Source organism: Actinacidiphila acididurans, from assembly GCF_016918855.1.
In the GTDB taxonomy this organism is placed as follows: Bacteria; Actinomycetota; Actinomycetes; order Streptomycetales; family Streptomycetaceae; genus Actinacidiphila; species Actinacidiphila acididurans.
The window spans coordinates 285,494-305,822 of the sequence record NZ_JADKYB010000012.1 but is presented as its reverse complement, the minus strand read 5'-3'; the positions used below and the strand labels follow the sequence as shown (position 1 = coordinate 305,822).

Below are 20,329 nucleotides of genomic sequence, written 5' to 3'. Positions count from 1 at the left end.
ACCGGTGCTTGACCAGAGGGGAGCGGTGTGTGCTGTTCGAGGTGTGGGCGCCCGGCGCCCGGCAGGTGGAGATCCTGATCGACGGCGCCACCGGCGCGAGTGCGCTCACCCCCGACCCGGCACGCGCGGGCTGGTGGGTGGCGGACCTGGCGGCCCGGCACGGCTCGCGGTATTCCTACGTGCTCGACGGGGGCCCGCCGCTGCCCGACCCGCGGTCCCGCCGCCAGCCCGACGGGCCGGACGGCCCGAGCGCCGTGGTGGACCACGACGCCTTTCCCTGGCAGGCGCCCTGGCCCGGCCGCGCCCTGCCCGGCGCGGTCCTCTACGAACTGCACGTGGGCACCTTCACCCCCGAGGGCACCTTCGACGCGGCGATCGAACGCCTGGGCCACCTGGCCCGACTGGGCGTCACGCACGTGGAGTTGATGCCGGTGTGCCCCTTCCCCGGCCGGCACGGCTGGGGATACGAGGGCGTGTCGCTGTGGGCGGTGCACGAGCCGTACGGCGGCCCGGAAGGGATGAAGCGATTTGTCGACGCGGCACACCAGCACTCGCTGGGCGTGGTGCTCGACGTGGTCCACAACCACCTGGGCCCGGCCGGCAACCATCTGCCGCCCTTCGGCCCGTACTTCACCGACCGTCACCACACTCCGTGGGGCGACGCGGTCAACCTGGACGCGCCGGGCTCGGACGAGGTGCGGGACTTCCTGATCGGCGCGAGCCTGCAATGGCTGCGCGACTACCGGCTGGACGGGCTGCGGCTGGACGCGGTGCACGCGCTGGTCGACACCAGGGCGCTGCATTTCCTGGAGGAGCTGTCCACCGCTGTGGACGGGCTGTCCGCCGCGCTCGGCCGGCCGCTGTTCCTGATCGCCGAGTCCGACCTCAACGACCCGCGCACCACCGCCCCGCGCGACGCCGGGGGCCTGGGCCTCCAGGCGCAATGGAACGACGACTTCCACCACGCCCTGCACACCGCGGTCACCGCCGAGTCCCAGGGCTACTACGCCGACTTCGCCGCCGCCGGGCCGGCCGCGGTCGCCAAGACCCTCACCCATGGCTTCTTCCACGACGGCACCTGGTCCTCCTTCCGCGGCCGGCACCACGGCCGCCCGCTGGACGCCGCCATGGTGCCGGGCCACCGGCTGCTCGGCTACGCCCAGACCCACGACCAGATCGGCAACCGCGCCACGGGCGACCGGCTGACCCCCGATCAGCTCGGCGTGGCCGCCGCCCTGGTGCTCACCTCGCCCTTCACCCCGATGCTGTTCATGGGCGAGGAGTGGGGCGCGGGCACCCCCTGGCAGTTCTTCACCGACCACGACGACCCCGAACTGGGCGCGGCCATCACCCGCGGCCGGCGCCGGGAGTTCGCCGAGCACGGCTGGGCCGAGCAGGACGTGCCCGACCCGCAGGACCACGCCACCCGCGACCGCTCCTGCCTGGACTGGGCGGAGCCGGACAAGGCGGTGCACCGCGAACTGCTGGAGTGGTACCGCGCGCTGATCGCGCTGCGCCGCGCCGAACCCGCGCTCACCGACCCGCAACTCGACGCAGTGGAGGCGACCGCGGGCGGCCGCACCCTGCGGATGGCCCGCGGGCCCTTCCGTACCGTGGTGAACTTCTCCACCACCCCCGCCCGGGTCCCGCTGGACGTGCCGTGCGAGGTGGTGCTCGCCCGCCCGGCGGCCTGCAAGCTGCTGCCCGGCCCCGGCGTCCATCTGCCGCCGCACGGCGCCGCGGTCCTGCGGGCCCGGGACGCCGGAGGGGTTACCGTGGACGGGTGACCGAGACCGCGCAGGATCAGGTACAGGACCAGGATCGGGACCGGGTGCGCGAGCAGGCCGGACCCCAGGACGGGACCGCCGGGCGGGAGAGCGAACCGCGCGCCGACTGCGTGCTGTGCGGTGACCCCACCGAGTACCCGGCGAGCACCCGCGGGGCGACGCTGTGCCCGGTGTGCGAATGGCAGGAGGCGCAGCGCACGGCCTGCTCCGGGTGACCCGGCGCGGGCCTTCGTACAGCTGACGTACCGCTGCCGTACGGCTCAGTGCCGGCCGGCCAGGCGACCGGCGTCGCGGGCCAGGGCGGTGAGCCGGGAGACGGCGCGGAAGTACTTCTTCCGGTAGCCGCCGGCCAGCATCTCGTCGCTGAAGAGGCGGTCGAAGGGCACACCGGAGGCCATCACGGGCAGCTCGCGGTCATAGAGCCGGTCGGCGAGCACTACCAGGCGCAGAGCGGTGGCCTGGTCGGTGACCTGCTCGACGCCGCGCAGGAAGACCGCTCCCACCCCGTCGCACAGGGCGCCGTAGCGGCTGGGGTGGACGGCCGCCAGATGCGCGGTGAGCGCGCCGAAGTCGTCCAGGGCCGCGCCGGGCGTACGGTCGGCCGCCGCGGTGATCTCGTCGTCGGTGTACGGCCGCGGCGCCTGCGGCAGGCCGCGGTGGCGGTAGTCCTCGCCGTCGATCCGCAGCGTGGCGAACCGGGCGGACAAACCCTGGATCTCGCGCAGGAAGTCGGCCGCGGCGAACCGGCCCTCGCCGAGCCTGCCCGGCAGCGTGTTGGAGGTCGCCGCAAGGCGCACCCCGGCGTCGGCGAGCTTGCCGAGCAGGGTGCTGACCAGCACGGTGTCCCCGGGGTCGTCGAGCTCGAACTCGTCGATGCACAGCAGGCGGTGGCCGCTCAGCTCCGTGACGGCCCGCTGGAAGCCGAGGGCGCCCACCAGGTTGGTCAGCTCCACGAAGGTGCCGAACGCCTTCTGCTCGCGCGGCGCGGGCGCAGCGTGCCACAGCGAGGCGAGCAGGTGGGTCTTGCCGACGCCGTAACCGCCGTCCAGGTACACCCCGCCGGGTCCGGCCACGGTCGCGGTCTCCCGGCGGAACCACTTCCTGCGGGCCGCCGGCTCCGCCGCCCCGGCCGAGGCGGCGAACGCGCACAGCCGGGTGACGGCCTGCGCCTGGCTGGGCTGCGCGGGGTCGGGCACATAGGTCTCGAAGCGCACCGCGTCGAACCTCGGCGGCGGCACCATGTCCGCGACGAGCCGCCCCGGTTCCACCTGGGGAGTGCGCTCGCTCAGAGCGATCGCGCCGGCGTCCGAACGTACGACAGAGCTGGTCACAGCGCTCCACGGTACTCCGTCCACGAGAGCGCTCCTGCCCCGTGTGGCGCAGCCCACGCGTGCCCGGCGCATGGCGCCGGTTTTCGCGACCCGCGCGCCTCATGGGCGCCGCCATGGCGTCGCGCGGGCCCGCGCGCGGGCGCGGGACGCGGTGCGCGGCGCGCACGGGAGCGCAGGGCGCCGGGGAAATGCGCGGTGGTCGGGCGGGCGTGTCAGACTGCGCGCATGCAGCGGCTTTACCCACCGCCGGGGGTGGACGGCGGGAGCGAGGAGGACCTGGACGCGGTGTCCGGGCTGGCCCGGGCCTACGCCTATCCCGAGCCGGCCGCGGGTCCGTATCTGCGCGCCAACATGGTCGGCTCGCTGGACGGCGCCGCGCGGGCCGAGGGCCGGTCGGCACCGCTGTCCTCGGCGGGCGACATGCGGATCTTCGGGGTGCTGCGGGCGCTGGCCGACGTGGTCCTGGTGGGTGCCGAAACGGTCCGCCAGGAGGGCTACCGCCCGGCCCGGGCCCGCCCGGCGTTCACCGAAGAGCGCGCGGCCCGCGGCCAGACGCCCGCCCCGGCCGTCGCGGTGCTCTCCCGCCGGCTGGACCTGGACTTCGACGCGCCCCTGTTCCGCGAGCCGCTGGTGCCGACCATGGTCCTCACCGGCCTGGCGGCTCCGGCCGCGGGTCTGGCGGCGGCCCGGGCGGCCGGCGCCGAGGTGGTGGTGGCCGGTGACGGCACCGAGGTCGACCCGGCCCGCGCGGTGCGCGAGCTGGCGGACCGAGGCTTCGTACGGCTGCTGCACGAGGGCGGACCGCGGGTGCTGGCCGGTTTCGCGGCGGCCGGGGTGCTGCACGAGCTGTGCCTGACCGTTTCCCCGTTGCTCGTCGGCGGTGACGCGCCCAGGATCATGAACGGTCCCGCCGTGCCCGGTCCCGCTCGCTTCCACCCCGTGCAGGTCCTGGAGGAGGAAGGTTTCCTGTTCACCCGCTGGGTTCGGCACTGAAAAAGCGGATTCTTCCGTTCCGCTTCACGCCACACGGGAACACTAACGGCGGGCACCGGGCGGACCGGGGCAGGATGGTTTCTGTGGCGGCCCGTAACCCTCAGCCCTGAGGCCCGCGAGAAAGAAGGCAGCGTCCGTGTTCACGACCGTACTCATGATCGAGAAGCCGCTCGCGCAGGCCGACGTGGAGCTCGTCACCACCCTCCACGGCGACGAGCAGGTCTCTTTCGTCGTGCTCATGCAGCCGCGCGGCGACCAGGACCGGCTGCTGCGCGCGGTGGACGACGTCGCCCTGGGCTACCTGGAGGACGCGGCCCGCGAGACCAAGGTCCCCAAGGACGAGAGTGCGCGGCAGCCGGCCGAACGTGCCCTCACCCATTCCGTGGCCGCGCTCAAGGCGGCCGGCGCCGCCGCCACCGGCCAGGTCGTCGAGCAGCACCCCCTCGACACCCTCCGCGAAGTTGTCGAGCAGCACCACGCCGACGAGGTGATCGTCCTTACGGCGCCCCACTTCGTCGAGGAGTTCTTCCACCGTGACTGGACTTCGCGTGCCCGGCACAAGGTGGGAGTGCCCGTACTCAAGCTCTTCGCCCACCAGGACTGATCAGCCCGGGTTCGCCGGGAGTGCCCCCGAAGGGGCGCGGGGAACTGCGCGCTCAGCCACATCCGTGGCGCGGGTCGCCACCGACCCGAAGGGGCAGTTGCTGCCGTCTCCGGACCACCGGCCGGTGGCCGGCTGAGCGCGCAGTTCCCCGCGCCCCTGGGTACTCCGGTGGCACCGCAGCGCGCATGGTCCCCGCGCCCCTGGTTTTCCCGGCGAACCGCCCGCCGCCAGGCGGGCCCGGGGGTATTCCCGGCGAACCCGTGCTCCGCAGGAATCAGCTCAGGGGGATGGAAGAATCAGGCGAGCCAGAACTGCAAGCCCAACCCCGGGAGACCCGAAGATGAGCCCGAGCCTTGACCCCGCGATGAAGAACCCCCACTTCATCGGCATCGGCGGCGCCGGGATGTCGGGGGTCGCCAAGATCCTGGCCCAGCGGGGCGCGCGGGTGACGGGAAGCGACACGAAGGACTCCGAGACCGTGGACGCCCTGCGCGAGCAGGGCATCACCGTGTACATCGGGCAGGACCCCGCCCACATCGCGGCGGACACCACGGCAGTGGTGATCTCGAGTGCGATCCGCGCGCAGAACGTGGAGCTGGTGGCGGCGCGGGAACGCGGCGTGCCGGTGGTGCACCGCAGCGACGCGCTGGCCGCGCTGATGGAGGGCACGCGGGCGGTCGCGGTGGCCGGTACGCACGGCAAGACGACCACGACGTCGATGCTGGCGGTGGCGCTGACCGCGCTGGGCCTGCGCCCGTCGTACGCGATCGGCGGCGACCTGGACGTTCCCGGGTCCAACGCGCACCACGGGGAGGGCGAGATCTTCGTCGCGGAGGCGGACGAGAGCGACCGCAGCTTCCACAAGTACGCCCCCGAGGTGGCGGTGGTGCTCAACGCGGAACTGGACCACCACGCCAATTACGCCTCCATGGAGGAGATCTACGAGTCGTTCGAGACGTTCGTCGGCCGGATCCGGCCCGGCGGCACCCTGGTGGTCTCGGCCGACCAGTCCGGCGCGGTCGAGCTGACCCGAAGGGTGCGGGCGGCCGAGAAGGGCCCGCGGATCGTGACCGTCGGCGCGTCCGAGGCGGCCGACCTGCGCATCACCGCGATCACCGCGCGCGGCCTGACCAGCGAGGTCACCGTGGTGCTCGACGGGGAGCCGCTGACCTTCACCGTGTCGGTGCCCGGGCGGCACTACGCGCACAACGCGGTCGCGGCGCTGGCCGCCGGCATCGCGGTCGGCGCCCCGCCGCGCGAGCTGGCCGCGGCGCTGGCCTCGTACACCGGGGTGCGGCGGCGGCTCCAGCTCAAGGGCGAGGCGGGCGGCGTCCAGGTGATCGACTCGTACGCGCACCACCCCACCGAGATGACCGCCGACCTGGAGGCGATCCGCGGGGCCGCGGGCGACGCGCGGGTGCTGGTGGTCTTCCAGCCGCACCTGTTCAGCCGCACCCGCGAGCTGGGCACGGAGATGGGCGGCGCGCTGGCGCTGGCGGACGCCTCGCTGGTGCTGGACATCTACCCGGCCCGCGAGGACCCGATCCCCGGCGTGACCAGCGAGCTGATCATCGAGGCCGCGCGGGCCGCGGGCGCGGACGTCGCCGCCGAGCACGACAACGACGCCGTCGCCGAGGTGGTGGCAGGAATGGCGAAGCCCGGTGATCTCGTTCTCACCATGGGTGCGGGCGACGTGACCGACCTGGGTCCCCGGATTCTGGCCCGCCTCGGCAGTTGAGGAGAGCTCCATGCCGTACGAAGTGAACAAGACCGACGAGCAGTGGCGCGCGGACCTGTCCCCGCAGGAGTACGCGGTCCTGCGGCAGGCCGCCACCGAGCGGCCCTTCACCGGTGAGTACAACGACACCAAGACCGAGGGTGTGTACTCCTGCCGGGCCTGTGGCGCCGAACTCTTCCGTTCGGACACCAAGTTCGAGTCGCACTGCGGCTGGCCGTCCTTCTACGACCCGGCCGACAGCGACGCCGTCGAGCTGATCGAGGACCGGACCCTCGGGATGGTGCGGGTGGAGGTCCGCTGCGCCCGCTGCGGCTCCCACCTCGGCCACGTCTTCGAGGGCGAGGGATATCCGACGCCGACCGACCAGCGGTACTGCATCAACTCGATCTCGCTGCGGCTGGCGCCCGCGGAGTGAGACGGTCCGGCCGGGGCCCTCGGGCCCGGACCGGACGAGGAGTGGCCGCCCGGAGCCCGGGCGGCCGGCCGCTTGGCGGACGGTGGCAGACTTGGCGCGTGACCAGTCCGTCGCAGCCCCAGAACCCCGACCGCAAGAGCGTTGACCGCGACGCGGCCCCGCAGTTCGTGCTCCCGCTCGTGATCCGGATAGAGCGGGCCGAGCCGCCCACCCGTACCGACGCGCTGGAGACGGCCGCCCGCGCCGTCCTGACGCTCCTCACCGACGACCGCGCCACCGCCGAGGACGGCGAGTGGACCCAGGCGGTACGCGACTGGCAGGACGCCAGGATCCGCAAGGTGGTACGCCGCGCGCGGGGCGCCGAGTGGCGCCGGGCCGAGGCGCTCCCCGGGATCACCCTGACCGGCGGCTCCGCCGAGCTGCGGGTCTTCCCCCCGGTGCCGCTGGACGGCTGGCCCAAGGACCTGGCCCGCCTTCAGGTGTCCGGCACGGAGCTCACCGACCCCGAGCCGCCGCCCGCCCCCGACCCGGACACCCCCGTCCTCTGGCTGAACCCCCACATCACCATGTCGGCCGGCAAGGCGATGGCCCAGGCCGGCCACGGCGCCCAGCTCGCCTGGTGGGACCTCTCCGACCAGGACCGCGATTCCTGGTCGAAGGCGGGGTTTCCCCTGGTCGTCCGCACGGCGCCCCTTGCCCGCTGGGCGAGTCTCACCACCTCGGGTCTTCCCGTGGTCCGTGACGCCGGTTTCACCGAGATCGCCCCGGGTTCCTGCACGGTAGTGACCGATCATCCCGCGCTGCGGTAAGCCCGGAGTGCCCCGAAGGGGCGCGGGGAACTGCGCGACCAGCCCACCACCGTGGCGCGGGTCGCCACCGCCCCGAAGGGGCAATTGCTGTCGTGTCCTGACCAGCGGCCGGTGGCTGGGGGCACCCCCAGGCGAAGCGCTGGGGGAGCTCGCGCCCACGCGGCGCCAGCCGCATATCGACTACAGCCCCGCGCCCTTGAGGGGCGAACCCAGCGCGACTACGCCAAGCCCGAAATAAGTTCGCCGACCTCACGCCGCCGCCCCGTGAAGAAGGGAACCTCTTCACGGACGTGCATGCGCGCCTCGGACCCGCGGAGGTGCCGCATGAGGTCGACGATCCGATACAGCTCATCCGCTTCGAAGGCGAGAATCCACTCGTAGTCGCCGAGCGAGAAGGAGGCGACCGTGTTGGCGCGTACGTCCGGGTAGTCGCGCGCCATCTTGCCGTGGTCGGCGAGCATGCGGCGCCGGTCCTCGTCGGGCAGCAGGTACCAGTCGTAGGAGCGGACGAACGGGTAGACGCTGACGTACGCGCGCGGGTTCTCGTCGGCGAGGAACGCCGGGATGTGCGACTTGTTGAACTCCGCGGGCCGGTGCAGCGCCATGTTGGACCAGACCGGCTCGAGGGAGCGGCCGAACCGGGTGCGCCGGAAGAGGTTGTACGCGTCCTGGAGCGCGTCGGAGGTCTCGGCGTGCCACCAGATCATCAGGTCCGCGTCGGCGCGCAGCCCGGACAGGTCGTAGGTGCCGCGGATGGTCACGTCCTTCGCCGCGAGCTGGTCGAACAGCTCCTCCACCTCGGTGACGAGGCCCGAGCGGTCCTCGGGCAGCACGTCGCGGAGCCGGAACACCGACCACAGGGTGTAGCGGATGACCTCGTTGAGGTCCTTGGCCTTCTTGCCCGCGTTGGGGGCCTTCGCGGTGCCGGTGCCAGGAGTGCCGGGGGTGGCGTCGGAAGCGGTGCCAGGGGTGCCAGTCGTGTCGCTCATGCGGTTATTCTCCCGCGCCCCGCCGGGCGCCCGGCAGCAGGGTGGGCAGCACCTCGGCCGCCGCGCGGCGTGCGCCGCCGATGCACGCGGGGATGCCGACACCGTCGTAGACCGCGCCGCAGACCGCGAGGCCGGGCAGCTTGCCGACCTGTTCGCGGACCCGCCGGACCCGGTCGACGTGGCCGACGGCGTACTGCGGCAGTCCGGCCTCCCAGCGGGTGACCCGGGCGGCGATCGGCGCGGCCCGCAGGCCGACCGCCTCGCGCAGGTCCTCCCGGGAGATCCGCACCATGTCGGTGTCGTCCCAGGCGAGGTCGGCCTCGTTGCCGTGGCGGCCGACCGAGGTGCGCAGCACCAAGGTGTCGCCGCCGGCCCGGTCCAGCCAGCCCCACTTGCGGCTGGAGAAGGTGGACGCCTTGATGGTGTGCCCGTCGACCGGGGGCACCAGGAAGCCGCTGCTCTGCGGCAGGTCCAGCGTCTCGGAGCGGCGGAAGGCCATGGTGACCAGGGCCATGCTGGCGTACTCCACGGCGCCGAGTTCGGCCGCCGCGGCGGGCGACTCGGCGGAGAGCAGCCGGGCCGTGGCCGGTGCCGGGGTGGCCAGCACGACCGCGTCGGCGGTCAGGGCGCGGCCGTCGGACAGGCCGAGCCGCCACAGCCGGGTCCCGGTCCGGCGCAGTTCGCGTACCGCGACGCCGGTCTCGACGGTGACCCCGGCGGCGCGGCACGCCGCGGCGACGGCGAGCGGCAGCCGGCCCACACCGCCGCGGATGCCGTGGAAGACGGGCCCGCCCCGGTCGCCGGCCGGGGCCTTGCGCTGGAGGTCGCGGGCCGCCTCGATGAGGGAGCGGCCGTCACGGGCGGCGGCGTAGAGCTGCGGCACGGCGGCGCGCAGCGACAGTTCGTAGGAGTTACCTGCGTACACGCCGCCGAGCAGGGGTTCGACGAGCCGGTCGACGACCTCGTGGCCGAGGCGGGCGGCGACGTAGTGGCCGACGGCGACGTCGTCGCCGATGTCGGTACGGGGCAGCACGTGGTCCAGCGGGAGGCGGGCGAGGCCGGCGGCGGACAGGACGCCGGAGGCGGCCAGCGGGCCGAGGTCGCCGGGGACGCCCATGACGTGGCCCTTGGGCATCGGCCGCAGCCGGCCGCGGGTCCACAGGCCGGCGCCGAGCACCGCGGGCGGCTCCAGGTCGTCGCCGAGGCCCGTCTCGCGGGCCAGGTCGGCCGCCTCGGGCCGCCGGGCGAGCATCGACTCCGCGCCCAGGTCGACCGGCACTCCGGCGATCTCGTCGGCGTGCAGCTTCCCGCCGAGCCGCGGCGAGGCCTCCAACAAGGTGACTCGGGCGCCGCCGCGGACCAGTTCCCAGGCGGCGGCCAGGCCCGCGATGCCTCCGCCGACGACCACCGCGTGCCCGGCCCCGGCGGCCCCGGTCACGGCGGCCGGCTGCCCCGCGGCACCGGCCGCGGTGTGCGTGTCGCTCATGTCCCCCACTGTCTCAGACGCCGGATCGAGTTCCGACCGTGACCCCATCGATGCCGGTTGACGGCAACCCGGCCCGGACCGGTCGCGTCGAATCAGCATTCGATGTCAACAGTCCGGATTCCAGGGGGGATTCGATGAACCAGACGACCGACGCGTGCCGGGGCACCCGGCCGGCGCGGGCCCGTACCGGACACCGCAGACGCGGCGCCGCCGCGGTGGTCACGGCAGTGCTGGCCGGCACCCTCGCGGTGGCGGGGTGCAGCGCGTCGAGCGGCAACGACTCCTCGGCGGGCAGCGCCAAGCGGGCCGCCGCCCCGGCGCAGGCCGGCAGCGGCGCGCCCGACCGGTCCGCGAGCCGCGCCGACGCCTCCGGGTCCACCGCCGGGGGGACGGCCCCCGCCGGCGGCAGGACGACCGCGGCACCGGACACGTACCTGGTGCGTACCGCGGACCTGACCGTGCGCACCCCGCATGTCCAGGACGCGCTGACCCGGGCGCGCGACCTGGCCGCGGCGGCCGGCGGGTACTCGGGCGACGAGGACACCACCGTGGATCCCAGGGGCCGTACGCAGTCCTCGGTGCAGTTGCGGGTGCCGCCGGCCGGGTACGACAAGCTGCTCGGCGACCTGTCGGCGCTCGGCACGCTGCTGGAGCGCAAGGTCAGCGTGTCCGACGTGACCGGTCAGGTGGTGGACGTCACCAGCCGGATCAGGTCGCAGCAGGCCAGCGTGGCCCGGGTGCGGGCGCTGATGGACCGGGCGGGCAGCCTGACCGACGTGGTGACGCTGGAGAGCGAACTGAGCACGCGGGAGGCCGCGTTGGAGTCGCTGGAGGCGCAGCAGGCGTCACTGCGGTCCCGGGTGGACCTGGCCACGGTCACCCTGCGCCTGGTCGAGCCGGCCGCCCGGCCCGCGCCGCCCGCGCCCGCCCGGCACGACAGCTTCTGGACCACGGTCGGCCACGCCCTGGGCAACGGCTGGCACGCCTTCTACGTCACCGTGCGCGGGCTGCTGATCGCGCTCTCGGTGCTGCTGCCGTTCCTGGTGGTCGCGGCACTGCTGGCGCTCGCCTACCGGGTGGTACGGCGCCGACTGCCGCGGCGTGACGCGCCGTCCTCACTGCGGGCGCCGGACGGCACCCCGCGGCGCGCCCCCGCGGCCGTGGCCCCGTACCCCACCGCCCCGCCCGCCCCCGGCGCCCCCGATGACGAGGAACCGCCGGAGGCGTGAACCGCGTAGCACACGCCCCAGGGCCGCTCAGGCCTCGGTGGTCCGGTGCACGAAGTCGGTGAGCCGGGTCAGCGTGTCCGGGTCGGTGCTGGGCATCACGCCGTGGCCGAGGTTGAAGACGTGGCCGCCGCCCGCCGCGGTCACGGTCGCGGCGGCGTCCAGCACCTCCCGGGCCTTGGCCTCCACGGCGCGGGTGGGCGCGAAGAGCACCGCCGGGTCGAGATTGCCCTGCAGCGCCTTGCCGGGGCCGACCCGGCGGGCCGCCTCGTCCAGCGGCACCCGCCAGTCCACCCCGACCACGTCGGCGCCGGCCTCGCCCATCAGGCCGAGCAGTTCGCCGGTGCCGACGCCGAAGTGGATGCGGGGCACGCCGTAGCGGGCGACCGCGTCGAAGACCTTCGCGGAGGCGGGCATCACGTACTGCCGGTAGTCGGCGGGCGCCAGTGCCCCGGCCCAGGAGTCGAAGAGCTGCACCGCGCTGGCGCCCGCCTCGATCTGCACCTTCAGGAAGGCGGCGGTGACCCCGGCGAGCCGGTCCAGCAGCGCGGCCCACAGCTCCGGGTCGCCGTACATCATGGCCTTGGTGTTCTCGTACGTCCGCGACGGCCCGCCCTCGATGAGATAGCTGGCCAGCGTGAACGGCGCGCCCGCGAAGCCGATCAGCGGGGTGCCGCCCAGCTCCGCGGTGAGCAGGCCGACCGCCTCGGTGACGTACGGCACGTCGTCCGGCTCCAGGTCCCGCACCCGCGCCAGGTCCGCCCGGGTGCGCACGGGGTCGGCGACCACGGGGCCGATGCCGGGCTTGATGTCCAGGTCCAGCCCGATCGCCTTCAGCGGCACCATGATGTCGCTGTAGTACACCGCCGCGTCGACCTTGTGCCGCCGCACCGGCTGCATGGTGATCTCGGCCACCAGCTCGGGCCGCATGCAGGACTCCAGCATCGGGATGCCTTCGCGTGCCTTGAGGTACTCGGGCAGCGAACGCCCTGCCTGGCGCATGAACCACACCGGGGTGTGCGGCACGGGCTCGCGCCGGCAGGCGCGGATGAACGGGGAAGCAGCGGTCTGCTGGTGCGCGGTCACTCCCGCATCTTCCCACGCCCGGCCCGGGGCCCCGGGCCCGTACGCTCCGCCCGCACACAGGGCGGACGCGGTCCCTCCGCAACCCCCGCACCGGCAAAGCGGTGTTGATCCGCGCACCGCACGGCCCGTGCGCTTACTCTTCCGGGCATGGCAGCGGTTCACGGGCACTTGGGCGACGAGGCCCCCTCCCTCTTCCGGCACGCGGTGGAAAGCCTGCACACGGCCCGCCTGCGTCCCGAGATCCGGCTCGAGGAAGTGGGGGCGCCGCGCAGGCTCGCCGCGTACGCGCACGCGCTGGAGGCGACCGTCGTCTCCGACGGCGAGGAGCTGGCCGAGGGCCGGCTGGTGCTGCTGCACGAACCCGGGGGCCAGGAAGCCTGGCACGGCGACCTGCGCGTGGTGACCCTGGCCCGGGCCGAGCTGGAACCGGAGATCGCCGGCGACCCGCTGCTGCCCGAGGTGAGCTGGTCCTGGCTGACCGGGGCGCTGGCCGCGCGGGGCGCGGAGTACGCCGAGCCGAGCGGTACGGTCTCGCGCGCGTCGTCGCACTACTTCGGAGGTCTCGGCGACCGCCCCGACGACACGCAGATCGAGATCCGGGCCTCGTGGACGCCACGGGAGGCGGGCACGGACCGGGAGCGGAACGGGGGCGGGGACCGGGGCCGGGAGATCGGGGCGCAGGCCCCGGATCTGGCGGCGCACCTGGCGGCCTGGTGCGACCTGCTGTGCGCGTGCGCCGGGCTGCCGCCCTCGGACTCACCGGACGAGCCGGACTCCGCGGAGGAGGGCGGCGGGGTGGTGCCGCTCCCGAAGCGGCGCGGCTGAGGCAGGTACCGCGGGCCGGGAAGGCCGGGGCGGCGCCGCGTACGACGGCGGACCGGCGTACCCGCGGACGCACATCCGTACCCGGACGGCGCGCCCGTTCGATCGGCCGTCCGATTTGCCGGAATTGATGCTCAATAAATCGTGATCTTTCCCTAAAGCCCGGAGCATTTGCTGCCGAAGAGGACTGTGACCGTTTCAGTCCCCTTTGCCACAGGAGGCCCGGTGTCCGTTCTTCTTGAGCAGCCCACGAGCCTGGTCGCCTACCGTCCCAGCAAGCCCACGGCCATGGTCGTCGTGGCCGACCCCCGCGTCCGCTCCACTGTCACCCGACACCTGTGGGCTCTCGGGGTTCGGGATGTGATCGAGGCCTCGTCGATCGCCGAGGCGAGGCCCAGGGTCGGTAATCCCCGCGACATCTGCGTCGCCGACGTTCATCTGCCCGACGGCTCCGGGCTGACCCTGCTCGCCGAGACGCGGGCCGCGGGCTGGCCCAACGGCCTGGCGCTGTCCGCCGCCGACGACATCGGCGCGGTGCGCAACGCGCTGGCCGGCGGCGTCAAGGGCTATGTCGTCACCGGCACCCGGACCAGCCCGGGCACGCTGGCCGGCCGCCCGGGTCTGGCGCCGCTGGGCGCGACCGCGGCGCGGCTCCAGCGCCGGCCGCCCGGAGTGTCGGGCCATCCCGGCGGCTACCGGGAGCTGTCCGGACGCGAGGTCGAGGTGCTGCGGCTGGTCGCGGAGGGCCAGTCGAACAAGGCGATCGGCGTGTCCATGGGCCTGTCCGCGCTCACCGTGAAGAGCCACCTGGCCCGGATCGCCCGCAAGCTGGGCACCGGCGACCGGGCCGGCATGGTCGCGGTGGCGCTGCGCACCGGCATCATCCACTGAGCACCCGGCGTACCCGCGCCCGTCGGCGGAACGTTCCGCCGACGGGCGCGCAGCCCTGTCGCACGCCCCCGTGGGAGCCGGCTCACGCCGGCGTCCACCCCCACTGCGACGGTTAACCCCGCGGCAAGCCGGGCCCGGCTACCCTTGACAGGTGACCGACGCCAGAGAGACCGCAACCCCAGCAACCTCGGCGCCGGTCCCGCTGCTGGACCCGCGCGAGGGAATCCCGCCGGTGACCGCCAGCCCGGAGGCTCTCGCAGACGTCGTCGCGGCCTTCGCCGCGGGCTCCGGTCCGGTCGCCGTCGATGCCGAGCGCGCCTCCGGCTACCGCTACGGGCAGCGGGCCTATCTGGTCCAGCTGCGCCGCGCCGGAGCAGGGACCGCGCTGATCGACCCCGTCGAGTGCCCCGACCTGTCCGCCCTGGGCGAGGTCCTGGCCGACACCGAGTGGGTGCTGCACGCCGCCACCCAGGACCTGCCGTGCCTGGCGGAGCTGGGCATGCGCCCCGCCGTCCTGTTCGACACCGAACTGGCCGGACGGCTGGCCGGGTTCGCCCGGGTGGGCCTGGGCGCCATGGTGGAGAACGTGCTGGGCTACGCCCTGGAGAAGGGCCACTCCGCGGTGGACTGGTCCACCCGCCCGCTGCCCGAGCCCTGGCTGCGCTACGCCGCCCTCGACGTGGAACTGCTGGTCGACCTGCGCGACGCCCTGGAGGAGGAACTGGGCACCCAGGGCAAGCTGGAGTGGGCGCTGGAGGAGTTCGCCGCGATCGCCGCCGCTCCCCCGCCGCCGCCCCGGGTCGACCCGTGGCGGCGCACCTCGGGCATGCACAAGGTACGGCGCAGACGCCAGATCGGTGTGGTCCGCGAGCTGTGGCAGGCCCGGGACCGCACCGCACGGGACCGGGACGTCTCGCCCGGCAGAGTGCTGAGCGACGCGGCGATCGTCACCGCGGCGCTCGAGAACCCGCCCAACGTCCACGCGCTGGCCGCGCTGCCCGGCTTCGGCCACCGGATGGGCCGCCGCCAGCTCGAGCAGTGGCAGGCCGCGATCGACCGGGCCCGGGCCCTGCCGGAGCGGGAGCTGCCGCAGCCGACCGCCGCGTACACCGGTCCGCCGCCGCCGCGGGCCTGGCCCGACAAGGACCCGGACGCCGCGGCCCGCCTCTCGGCCGCCCGGGCGGCGGTCACCGCCCTCGCCGAAGAGCTGAATCTGCCCCAGGAGAACCTGGTCTCCCCCGACACGGTGCGCCGCCTGTGCTGGTCGCCGCCCTCGGAGCTGACCCCCGAGGTGGTCGCCTCCACCCTCTCCTCACTGGGCGCCCGCCCCTGGCAGATCACGCTGATCACCCCCCTGCTCACCCAGTCCCTGACCGCCCGCCCGGCCGAGCACTGACCCCGCCGCTCGGCCGTTCGGTGTGACCTGTGCCGCTTGCGCCGGCAGGACTGGGCACTTCGGTTACCGCCGAGTAGCATGAAAGCTGAGCAAGCGCTCGCTCTTCGCGCAGCGGCTCGCCACTCGGTCACCATCCCCCCGGGTTCGCCGGTGAGCGAGCCAAAGGGCGCGCCGGTGCTTGAAAGTGGAGAGCGCGCGCAGGTCGTGATGGGGGTCCCCCCGCCGAAGGCAGGGGGCGAGCGACCGAGCACGTCGACCGTCGGCACCGGGTACAAGCGCCCGGTGGGGTACCCCCAGGCGCAGCTTTGGGGGAGAGCGAACACACAATGAGGGAGCCATCGTGCCTCGTACCGGAAGGGACGTCGTCTTCGTCGACGGGGTCCGCACCCCGTTCGGAAAAGCCGGCCCGAAGGGCATCTACCACGAGACCCGCGCCGACGACCTGGTGATCAAGAGCATCCGGGAGCTGCTGCGGCGCAACCCCGGGCTGGACCCGGCGACCGTGGACGAGGTGGCGGTGGCCGCCACCACGCAGATCGGCGACCAGGGCCTGACGCTGGGCCGTACCGCGGGCATTCTCGCCGGGCTGCCGACCACCGTTCCCGGCTTCTCCATCGACCGGATGTGCGCGGGCGCGATGACCGCCGTGACGACCACGGCCGGCGGCGTCGCCTTCGGCGCGTACGACATCGTGGTGGCCGGCGGCGTCGAGCACATGGGCCGGCACCCGATGGGCGAGGGCGTGGACCCCAACCCGCGCTTCGTCTCCGAGAAGCTGGTCGACGAGTCCGCGATGTTCATGGGGATGACCGCGGAGAACCTGCACGACCGGTTCCCGCACCTGACCAAGGACCGCGCGGACGAGTACGCGGTGCACAGTCAGGAGAAGGCCGCGAAGGCGTACGCGAACGGGAAGATCCAGCAGGACCTGGTGCCGATCGCGGTACGCCGCACCACCCCCGAGGGCGGGGAGACCGGCTGGGGCCTGGCCACCGCCGACGAGCCGATGCGGCCGGGCACCACGCGCGAGCAGCTCGCCGGGCTGAAGACGCCGTTCCGCCCGTTCGGGCGGGTCACCGCCGGCAACTCGGCCGGCCTCAACGACGGCGCCACCGCGTGCCTGGTCGCCGCCGAGGACGTGGCGCGCGAGCTGGAACTGCCGGTGAAGATGCGCCTGGTGTCGTACGCCTTCGCGGGCGTCGAGCCGGAGGTGATGGGCATCGGCCCGATCCCGTCCACCGAGAAGGCGCTGGCCAAGGCCGGGCTGGGCATCGGCGACATCGGCCTGTTCGAGATCAACGAGGCGTTCGCCGTGCAGGTGCTGTCCTTCCTGGACCACTACGGCATCGCCGACGACGACCCGCGGGTGAACCAGTACGGCGGCGCGATCGCGTTCGGCCACCCGCTCGCCTCCTCCGGTGTGCGGCTGATGAACCAGCTCGCCCGGCAGTTCGAGGACCAGCCGCAGGTGCGGTACGGCATCACCACCATGTGCGTCGGCTTCGGCATGGGCGGCACGGTCATCTGGGAGAACCCGCACTTCGAGGGGGACAAGTGAGCACCACCGAACTCCTGAGGCGCGCGGCCGAGCTGTTCCCGGACGAGGTCGTCACGACCGCGCACGTGCGCCACCTGGACCTGCCGGCCGGCGTGGGCCGGTTCGCGCTGATCACCCTGGACAACGGCTTCGACCACACCAAGCCGACCACCTTCGGCCCGCAGTCGCTGGCCAACCTGGACGCGGCGATCGACCAGGTGGAGAAGGAGGCCGCGGCCGGCGAGATCGTCGGCGTGGGCCTGACCGGCAAGCCGTTCATCTTCGCGGTGGGCGCCGACCTGAAGGGCGTCGAACTGCTCCGGGAGCGGCCGGACGCGCTCGCCATCGGCAAGGGCGGCCACGACGTCTTCAAGCGGCTGTCCGCGCTGGCGGTGCCGACCTTCGCGTACTACAACGGCGCGGCGATGGGCGGCGGTGTCGAGGTCGGCCTGCACTGCACGTACCGCACGGTCTCCGCCGCGGTGCCGGCCTTCTCGCTGCCCGAGGTGTTCCTCGGCCTGGTGCCCGGCTGGGGCGGCTGCACCCTGCTGCCCAACCTGATCGGCGCCGACCGCGCGGTCACCGTGATCATCGAGAACTCGCTCAACCAGAACCGGCAGCTCAAGGGCGCGCAGGTGTACGAACTGGGCATCGCCGACGCCCTGTTCGAGGCCGCCGACTTCCTGGAGCAATCGCTGGCCTGGACCGCCGCCGTACTGAAGGGCGAGCTCCGGGTGGACCGGACCGAGGTGGACCGGGGCGAGGCGTGGGACCAGGCGGTGGCCCGCGGCCGGTTCATCGCCGACGGCAAGGTGCACGGCGCGGCGCCGGCCGCCTACCGGGCGCTGGACATCATCGACGCGGCCCGCGGCGGCGACCTGCGGCAGGGCTTCGACGCCGAGGACACCGCGCTGGCCGACCTGATCATGGGCGGCGAACTGCGGGCCGGCATCTACGCGTTCAACCTGGTGCAGAAGCGCGGCAAGCGCCCGGCGGGCGCGCCCGACAAGTCGCTGGCCCGTCCGGTGAACAAGGTCGGCGTGGTCGGCGCGGGCCTGATGGCCTCGCAGCTCGCGCTGCTGTTCGCCCGCCGCCTCGAGGTGCCGGTCGTGCTGACCGACATCGACCAGGAGCGGATCGACAAGGGCGTCGGCTATGTGCGCGACGAGGTCGACAAGCTGCTCGCCAAGGGCCGGATCGGCCAGGACCAGGCCAACCGGCTCAAGGCGCTGGTGACCGGCCACCTGGACAAGGCGACCGCCTTCGGCGACGCGGACTTCGTGATCGAGGCCGTCTTCGAGGAGATGGGCGTCAAGCAGCAGGTCTTCGCCGAACTCGAGGCGGTGGTACGCCCGGACGCGATCCTGGCCACCAACACCTCGTCGCTGTCGGTCTCGGAGATGGCCGGCAAGCTGGAGCACCCCGAGCGGGTGGTCGGCTTCCACTTCTTCAACCCGGTCGCGGTGCTGCCGCTGCTGGAGATCGTGCGCGGCGCCGCCACCGACGACGCCTCGCTGGCCACGGCGTTCGCGGTGGCCAAGAAGCTGAAGAAGACCGCGGTGCTGGTCAAGGACGCGCCCGCGTTCGTCGTGAACCGGATCCTGACCCGCTTCATGGGCGAGATCCAGAACGTGATCGACGAGGGCACGCCGGTGGCGGTCGCCGAGAAGGCGGTCGAGCCGCTGGGCCTGCCGATGTCCCCGCTGGTGCTGCTGGAACTGGTCGGCCCGGCCATCGGCCTGCACGTCTCGGAGACGCTGCACCACGCCTTCCCGGACCGGTTCACGGTCTCGGCGAACCTCGCGGCGGTCGTCAAGGCCGGCAAGCGCGGCTTCTACGTGTACGACTCCGGCCGTCCGGAGCTGGACCCGGAGGTCGCCGCGCTGCTGGCGCAGGGCGACACGGTCCTGACCGAGGAGCAGGTACGGGCCCGGGTGCTGAACGCGGTGGCCGAGGAGATCGGCCTGATGCTCGACGAGCACGTGGTCGCCGAGGCCCAGGACATCGACCTGTGCCTGATCACGGGCGCCGGCTGGCCCTTCCACCTGGGCGGGATCACCCCGTACCTGGACCGCGAGGGCGTCTCGGAGCGGGTGACCGGCAAGCGCTTCCTCGCCCCGGGCGTGGCGAGCGTCCCGGCCTGACCGGCCGGTCCCGACAGACAACAAGCAGACGAGAAGCAGGCAACAAACAGGCAACAAGCCGCCGGGCGGCCCCTCGGTCGAGGGGCCGCCCGGCGGCTTTCGTACGCGGGTTCGTGACCGGAGCTCAGCCCGCCATCGGGCTGGGGGACGCCGACGGGGTGGCCTGGACGGCGATCACGCGCTTGGCCTCCTTGAGGATCAGCGCGCGCAGCTTCTTCGGGGTCAGCGTGGTGCGCACGTTCGACACCGTCGTGTCGTTGATCTGCACGACCGGCACCGAGCCCAGCTTCTGCGCGGCGAAGTCCTTCTGGCCCTGCCGTACCCAGCCCTCGTGGTCGCTCTGCTCGACGCACGGGTCGAACTTGCCCATGTTGATCTTGCCGGCCTTCTTCGCGAGCTTCTTCATCAGGTTCTCGCTGGCCAGGCCGTCACTGGACGGGTCCGGCTGGTGCTTCCAGACCTGCTCCACGAACTGCACGAAGCGGCTCTGGTCCTGGGCGCAGGCGGCGGCGTTCGCGGCCACCAGGGCGCCCTTCCCGCCGTACTGCGCGTCGGAGGCGGTCACCAGGCGGTAGTGGATCTGCACCTGACCGGTCAGCAGCAGCTGCGCGAACATGGCGTTGTATTCCTCGTCGAACGCCTTGGAGTCCGGGCTGCGCAGGTCCTCGAAGACCGTGATGGTGACCGGGATCGCCGGACGCACCGGCACCGACAGGTGCTGCTGGTCGGTCGGCGTGGGGGTGGGGCTGGCCGAGGAGGTGCTGACCGGGCCGGTCGGGACGACCGCGGCGCCCGCCACCCCGCTGGGCTCGGTGACCTTGTCGCCCTTGGTGGACCTGACGTGCGCGCCGATCAGCGCCGAACCGCCGAACACCACGACCATGGCCGTGATACCGACCGCGTAGGGCTTGAGCCGCTGCAGCGGGCCCTTGCGCTTCTTCGGTCCTGCCGCGCCGCCGGGTCCCTTGGACTCCGTCATGACTTGCCACCTCGATTGTCCCGCACTGCTCTTCGCGCATTTCTACCATCGCGAAGGCCCGGCCCGTCACTCCGGTCCCGGGGCTCACGGGGCCCT

The 20,329-nt window shown here is 73.5% G+C and carries 18 protein-coding genes; 13 read left to right on the top strand and 5 right to left on the bottom strand.

Annotated elements, in window-relative coordinates:
* Positions 1-29 precede the first annotated feature (29 nt).
* Both treZ and ITX44_RS23120 read left to right on the top strand, forming a co-directional pair.
* Complete coding sequence (gene treZ, locus ITX44_RS23125; protein ID WP_205359233.1) at positions 30-1,787, top strand: malto-oligosyltrehalose trehalohydrolase; 1,758 nt, start codon at positions 30-32, stop codon at positions 1,785-1,787.
* Positions 1,784-2,002, top strand: a complete 219-nt coding sequence (locus ITX44_RS23120; RefSeq protein WP_205359270.1) for a hypothetical protein — start codon at positions 1,784-1,786, stop codon at positions 2,000-2,002. The genes treZ and ITX44_RS23120 overlap by 4 nt, the downstream gene beginning before the upstream one ends.
* Positions 2,003-2,047: 45 nt before the next feature.
* Here ITX44_RS23120 and zapE read toward each other — a convergent pair whose 3' ends face one another.
* Positions 2,048-3,028, bottom strand: a complete 981-nt coding sequence (gene zapE / locus ITX44_RS23115) for a cell division protein ZapE (RefSeq protein ID WP_236061395.1) — start codon at positions 3,026-3,028, stop codon at positions 2,048-2,050.
* Between the two features lie 315 nt (positions 3,029-3,343).
* Here zapE and ITX44_RS23110 point away from each other — a divergent pair, with 315 nt between their 5' ends.
* The 5 genes from ITX44_RS23110 to ITX44_RS23090 all read left to right on the top strand — a co-directional run bounded on the left by ITX44_RS23110 (position 3,344) and on the right by ITX44_RS23090 (position 7,677).
* Entirely contained in the window at positions 3,344-4,111 is a 768-nt protein-coding gene (locus ITX44_RS23110; RefSeq protein ID WP_205359231.1) for a pyrimidine reductase family protein, read from the top strand.
* Between the two features lie 136 nt (positions 4,112-4,247).
* The gene (locus ITX44_RS23105) at positions 4,248-4,715 is read left to right on the top strand and encodes an indole-3-glycerol phosphate synthase (protein WP_205359230.1); all 468 of its coding nucleotides are present in this window, start codon (positions 4,248-4,250) and stop codon (positions 4,713-4,715) included.
* Between the two features lie 340 nt (positions 4,716-5,055).
* Entirely contained in the window at positions 5,056-6,453 is a 1,398-nt protein-coding gene (gene murC / locus ITX44_RS23100; protein WP_205359229.1) for a UDP-N-acetylmuramate--L-alanine ligase, read from the top strand.
* Between the two features lie 10 nt (positions 6,454-6,463).
* Positions 6,464-6,868: a peptide-methionine (R)-S-oxide reductase MsrB gene (gene msrB, locus ITX44_RS23095; RefSeq protein WP_205359228.1), complete on the top strand. Its 405-nt coding sequence runs from the start codon at positions 6,464-6,466 to the stop codon at positions 6,866-6,868.
* Positions 6,869-6,966: 98 nt separating this feature from the next.
* Positions 6,967-7,677: a peptidyl-tRNA hydrolase gene (locus ITX44_RS23090; protein ID WP_205359227.1), complete on the top strand. Its 711-nt coding sequence runs from the start codon at positions 6,967-6,969 to the stop codon at positions 7,675-7,677.
* Between the two features lie 218 nt (positions 7,678-7,895).
* Here ITX44_RS23090 and hemQ read toward each other — a convergent pair whose 3' ends face one another.
* Together hemQ and hemG are read right to left on the bottom strand one after the other, a co-directional pair.
* Positions 7,896-8,666, bottom strand: coding sequence for a hydrogen peroxide-dependent heme synthase (gene hemQ, locus ITX44_RS23085; protein WP_205359226.1), 771 nt, complete (start codon positions 8,664-8,666; stop codon positions 7,896-7,898).
* A gap of 4 nt (positions 8,667-8,670) precedes the next feature.
* The gene (hemG, locus tag ITX44_RS23080) at positions 8,671-10,152 is read right to left on the bottom strand and encodes a protoporphyrinogen oxidase (RefSeq protein WP_205359225.1); all 1,482 of its coding nucleotides are present in this window, start codon (positions 10,150-10,152) and stop codon (positions 8,671-8,673) included.
* A gap of 134 nt (positions 10,153-10,286) precedes the next feature.
* On the opposite strand from hemG, the gene ITX44_RS23075 reads away from it, so the two are divergent.
* Positions 10,287-11,381, top strand: coding sequence for a DUF4349 domain-containing protein (locus ITX44_RS23075; protein ID WP_205359224.1), 1,095 nt, complete (start codon positions 10,287-10,289; stop codon positions 11,379-11,381).
* Between the two features lie 27 nt (positions 11,382-11,408).
* On the opposite strand, the gene hemE is transcribed toward ITX44_RS23075, so the two are convergent.
* Positions 11,409-12,464 carry a uroporphyrinogen decarboxylase gene (gene hemE / locus ITX44_RS23070; RefSeq protein WP_205359223.1) on the bottom strand — a complete coding sequence of 352 codons (1,056 nt, stop codon included), beginning with the start codon at positions 12,462-12,464 and terminating at the stop codon, positions 11,409-11,411.
* Positions 12,465-12,611: 147 nt separating this feature from the next.
* On the opposite strand from hemE, the gene ITX44_RS23065 reads away from it, so the two are divergent.
* The 5 genes from ITX44_RS23065 to ITX44_RS23045 all read left to right on the top strand — a co-directional run bounded on the left by ITX44_RS23065 (position 12,612) and on the right by ITX44_RS23045 (position 19,254).
* Positions 12,612-13,289, top strand: a complete 678-nt coding sequence (locus tag ITX44_RS23065) for a DUF3000 domain-containing protein (RefSeq protein WP_205359222.1) — start codon at positions 12,612-12,614, stop codon at positions 13,287-13,289.
* A 222-nt stretch (positions 13,290-13,511) separates the two neighbouring features.
* Positions 13,512-14,177, top strand: a complete 666-nt coding sequence (locus tag ITX44_RS23060) for a response regulator transcription factor (protein WP_205359221.1) — start codon at positions 13,512-13,514, stop codon at positions 14,175-14,177.
* 151 nt (positions 14,178-14,328) lie between these two features.
* Complete coding sequence (locus tag ITX44_RS23055; RefSeq protein WP_205359220.1) at positions 14,329-15,573, top strand: ribonuclease D; 1,245 nt, start codon at positions 14,329-14,331, stop codon at positions 15,571-15,573.
* Positions 15,574-15,913: 340 nt separating this feature from the next.
* Entirely contained in the window at positions 15,914-17,131 is a 1,218-nt protein-coding gene (locus ITX44_RS23050) for a thiolase family protein (RefSeq protein WP_205359219.1), read from the top strand.
* Positions 17,128-19,254 (top strand): 3-hydroxyacyl-CoA dehydrogenase NAD-binding domain-containing protein, encoded by a 2,127-nt coding sequence (locus tag ITX44_RS23045; RefSeq protein ID WP_205359218.1) that lies wholly within the window; start codon positions 17,128-17,130, stop codon positions 19,252-19,254. The genes ITX44_RS23050 and ITX44_RS23045 overlap by 4 nt, the downstream gene beginning before the upstream one ends.
* 124 nt (positions 19,255-19,378) lie before the next feature.
* On the opposite strand, the gene ITX44_RS23040 is transcribed toward ITX44_RS23045, so the two are convergent.
* On the bottom strand, positions 19,379-20,233 hold the full coding sequence (locus tag ITX44_RS23040; RefSeq protein ID WP_205359217.1) for a DsbA family protein: 855 nt from the start codon (positions 20,231-20,233) through the stop codon (positions 19,379-19,381).
* Between the last annotated feature and the right edge of the window lie 96 nt (positions 20,234-20,329).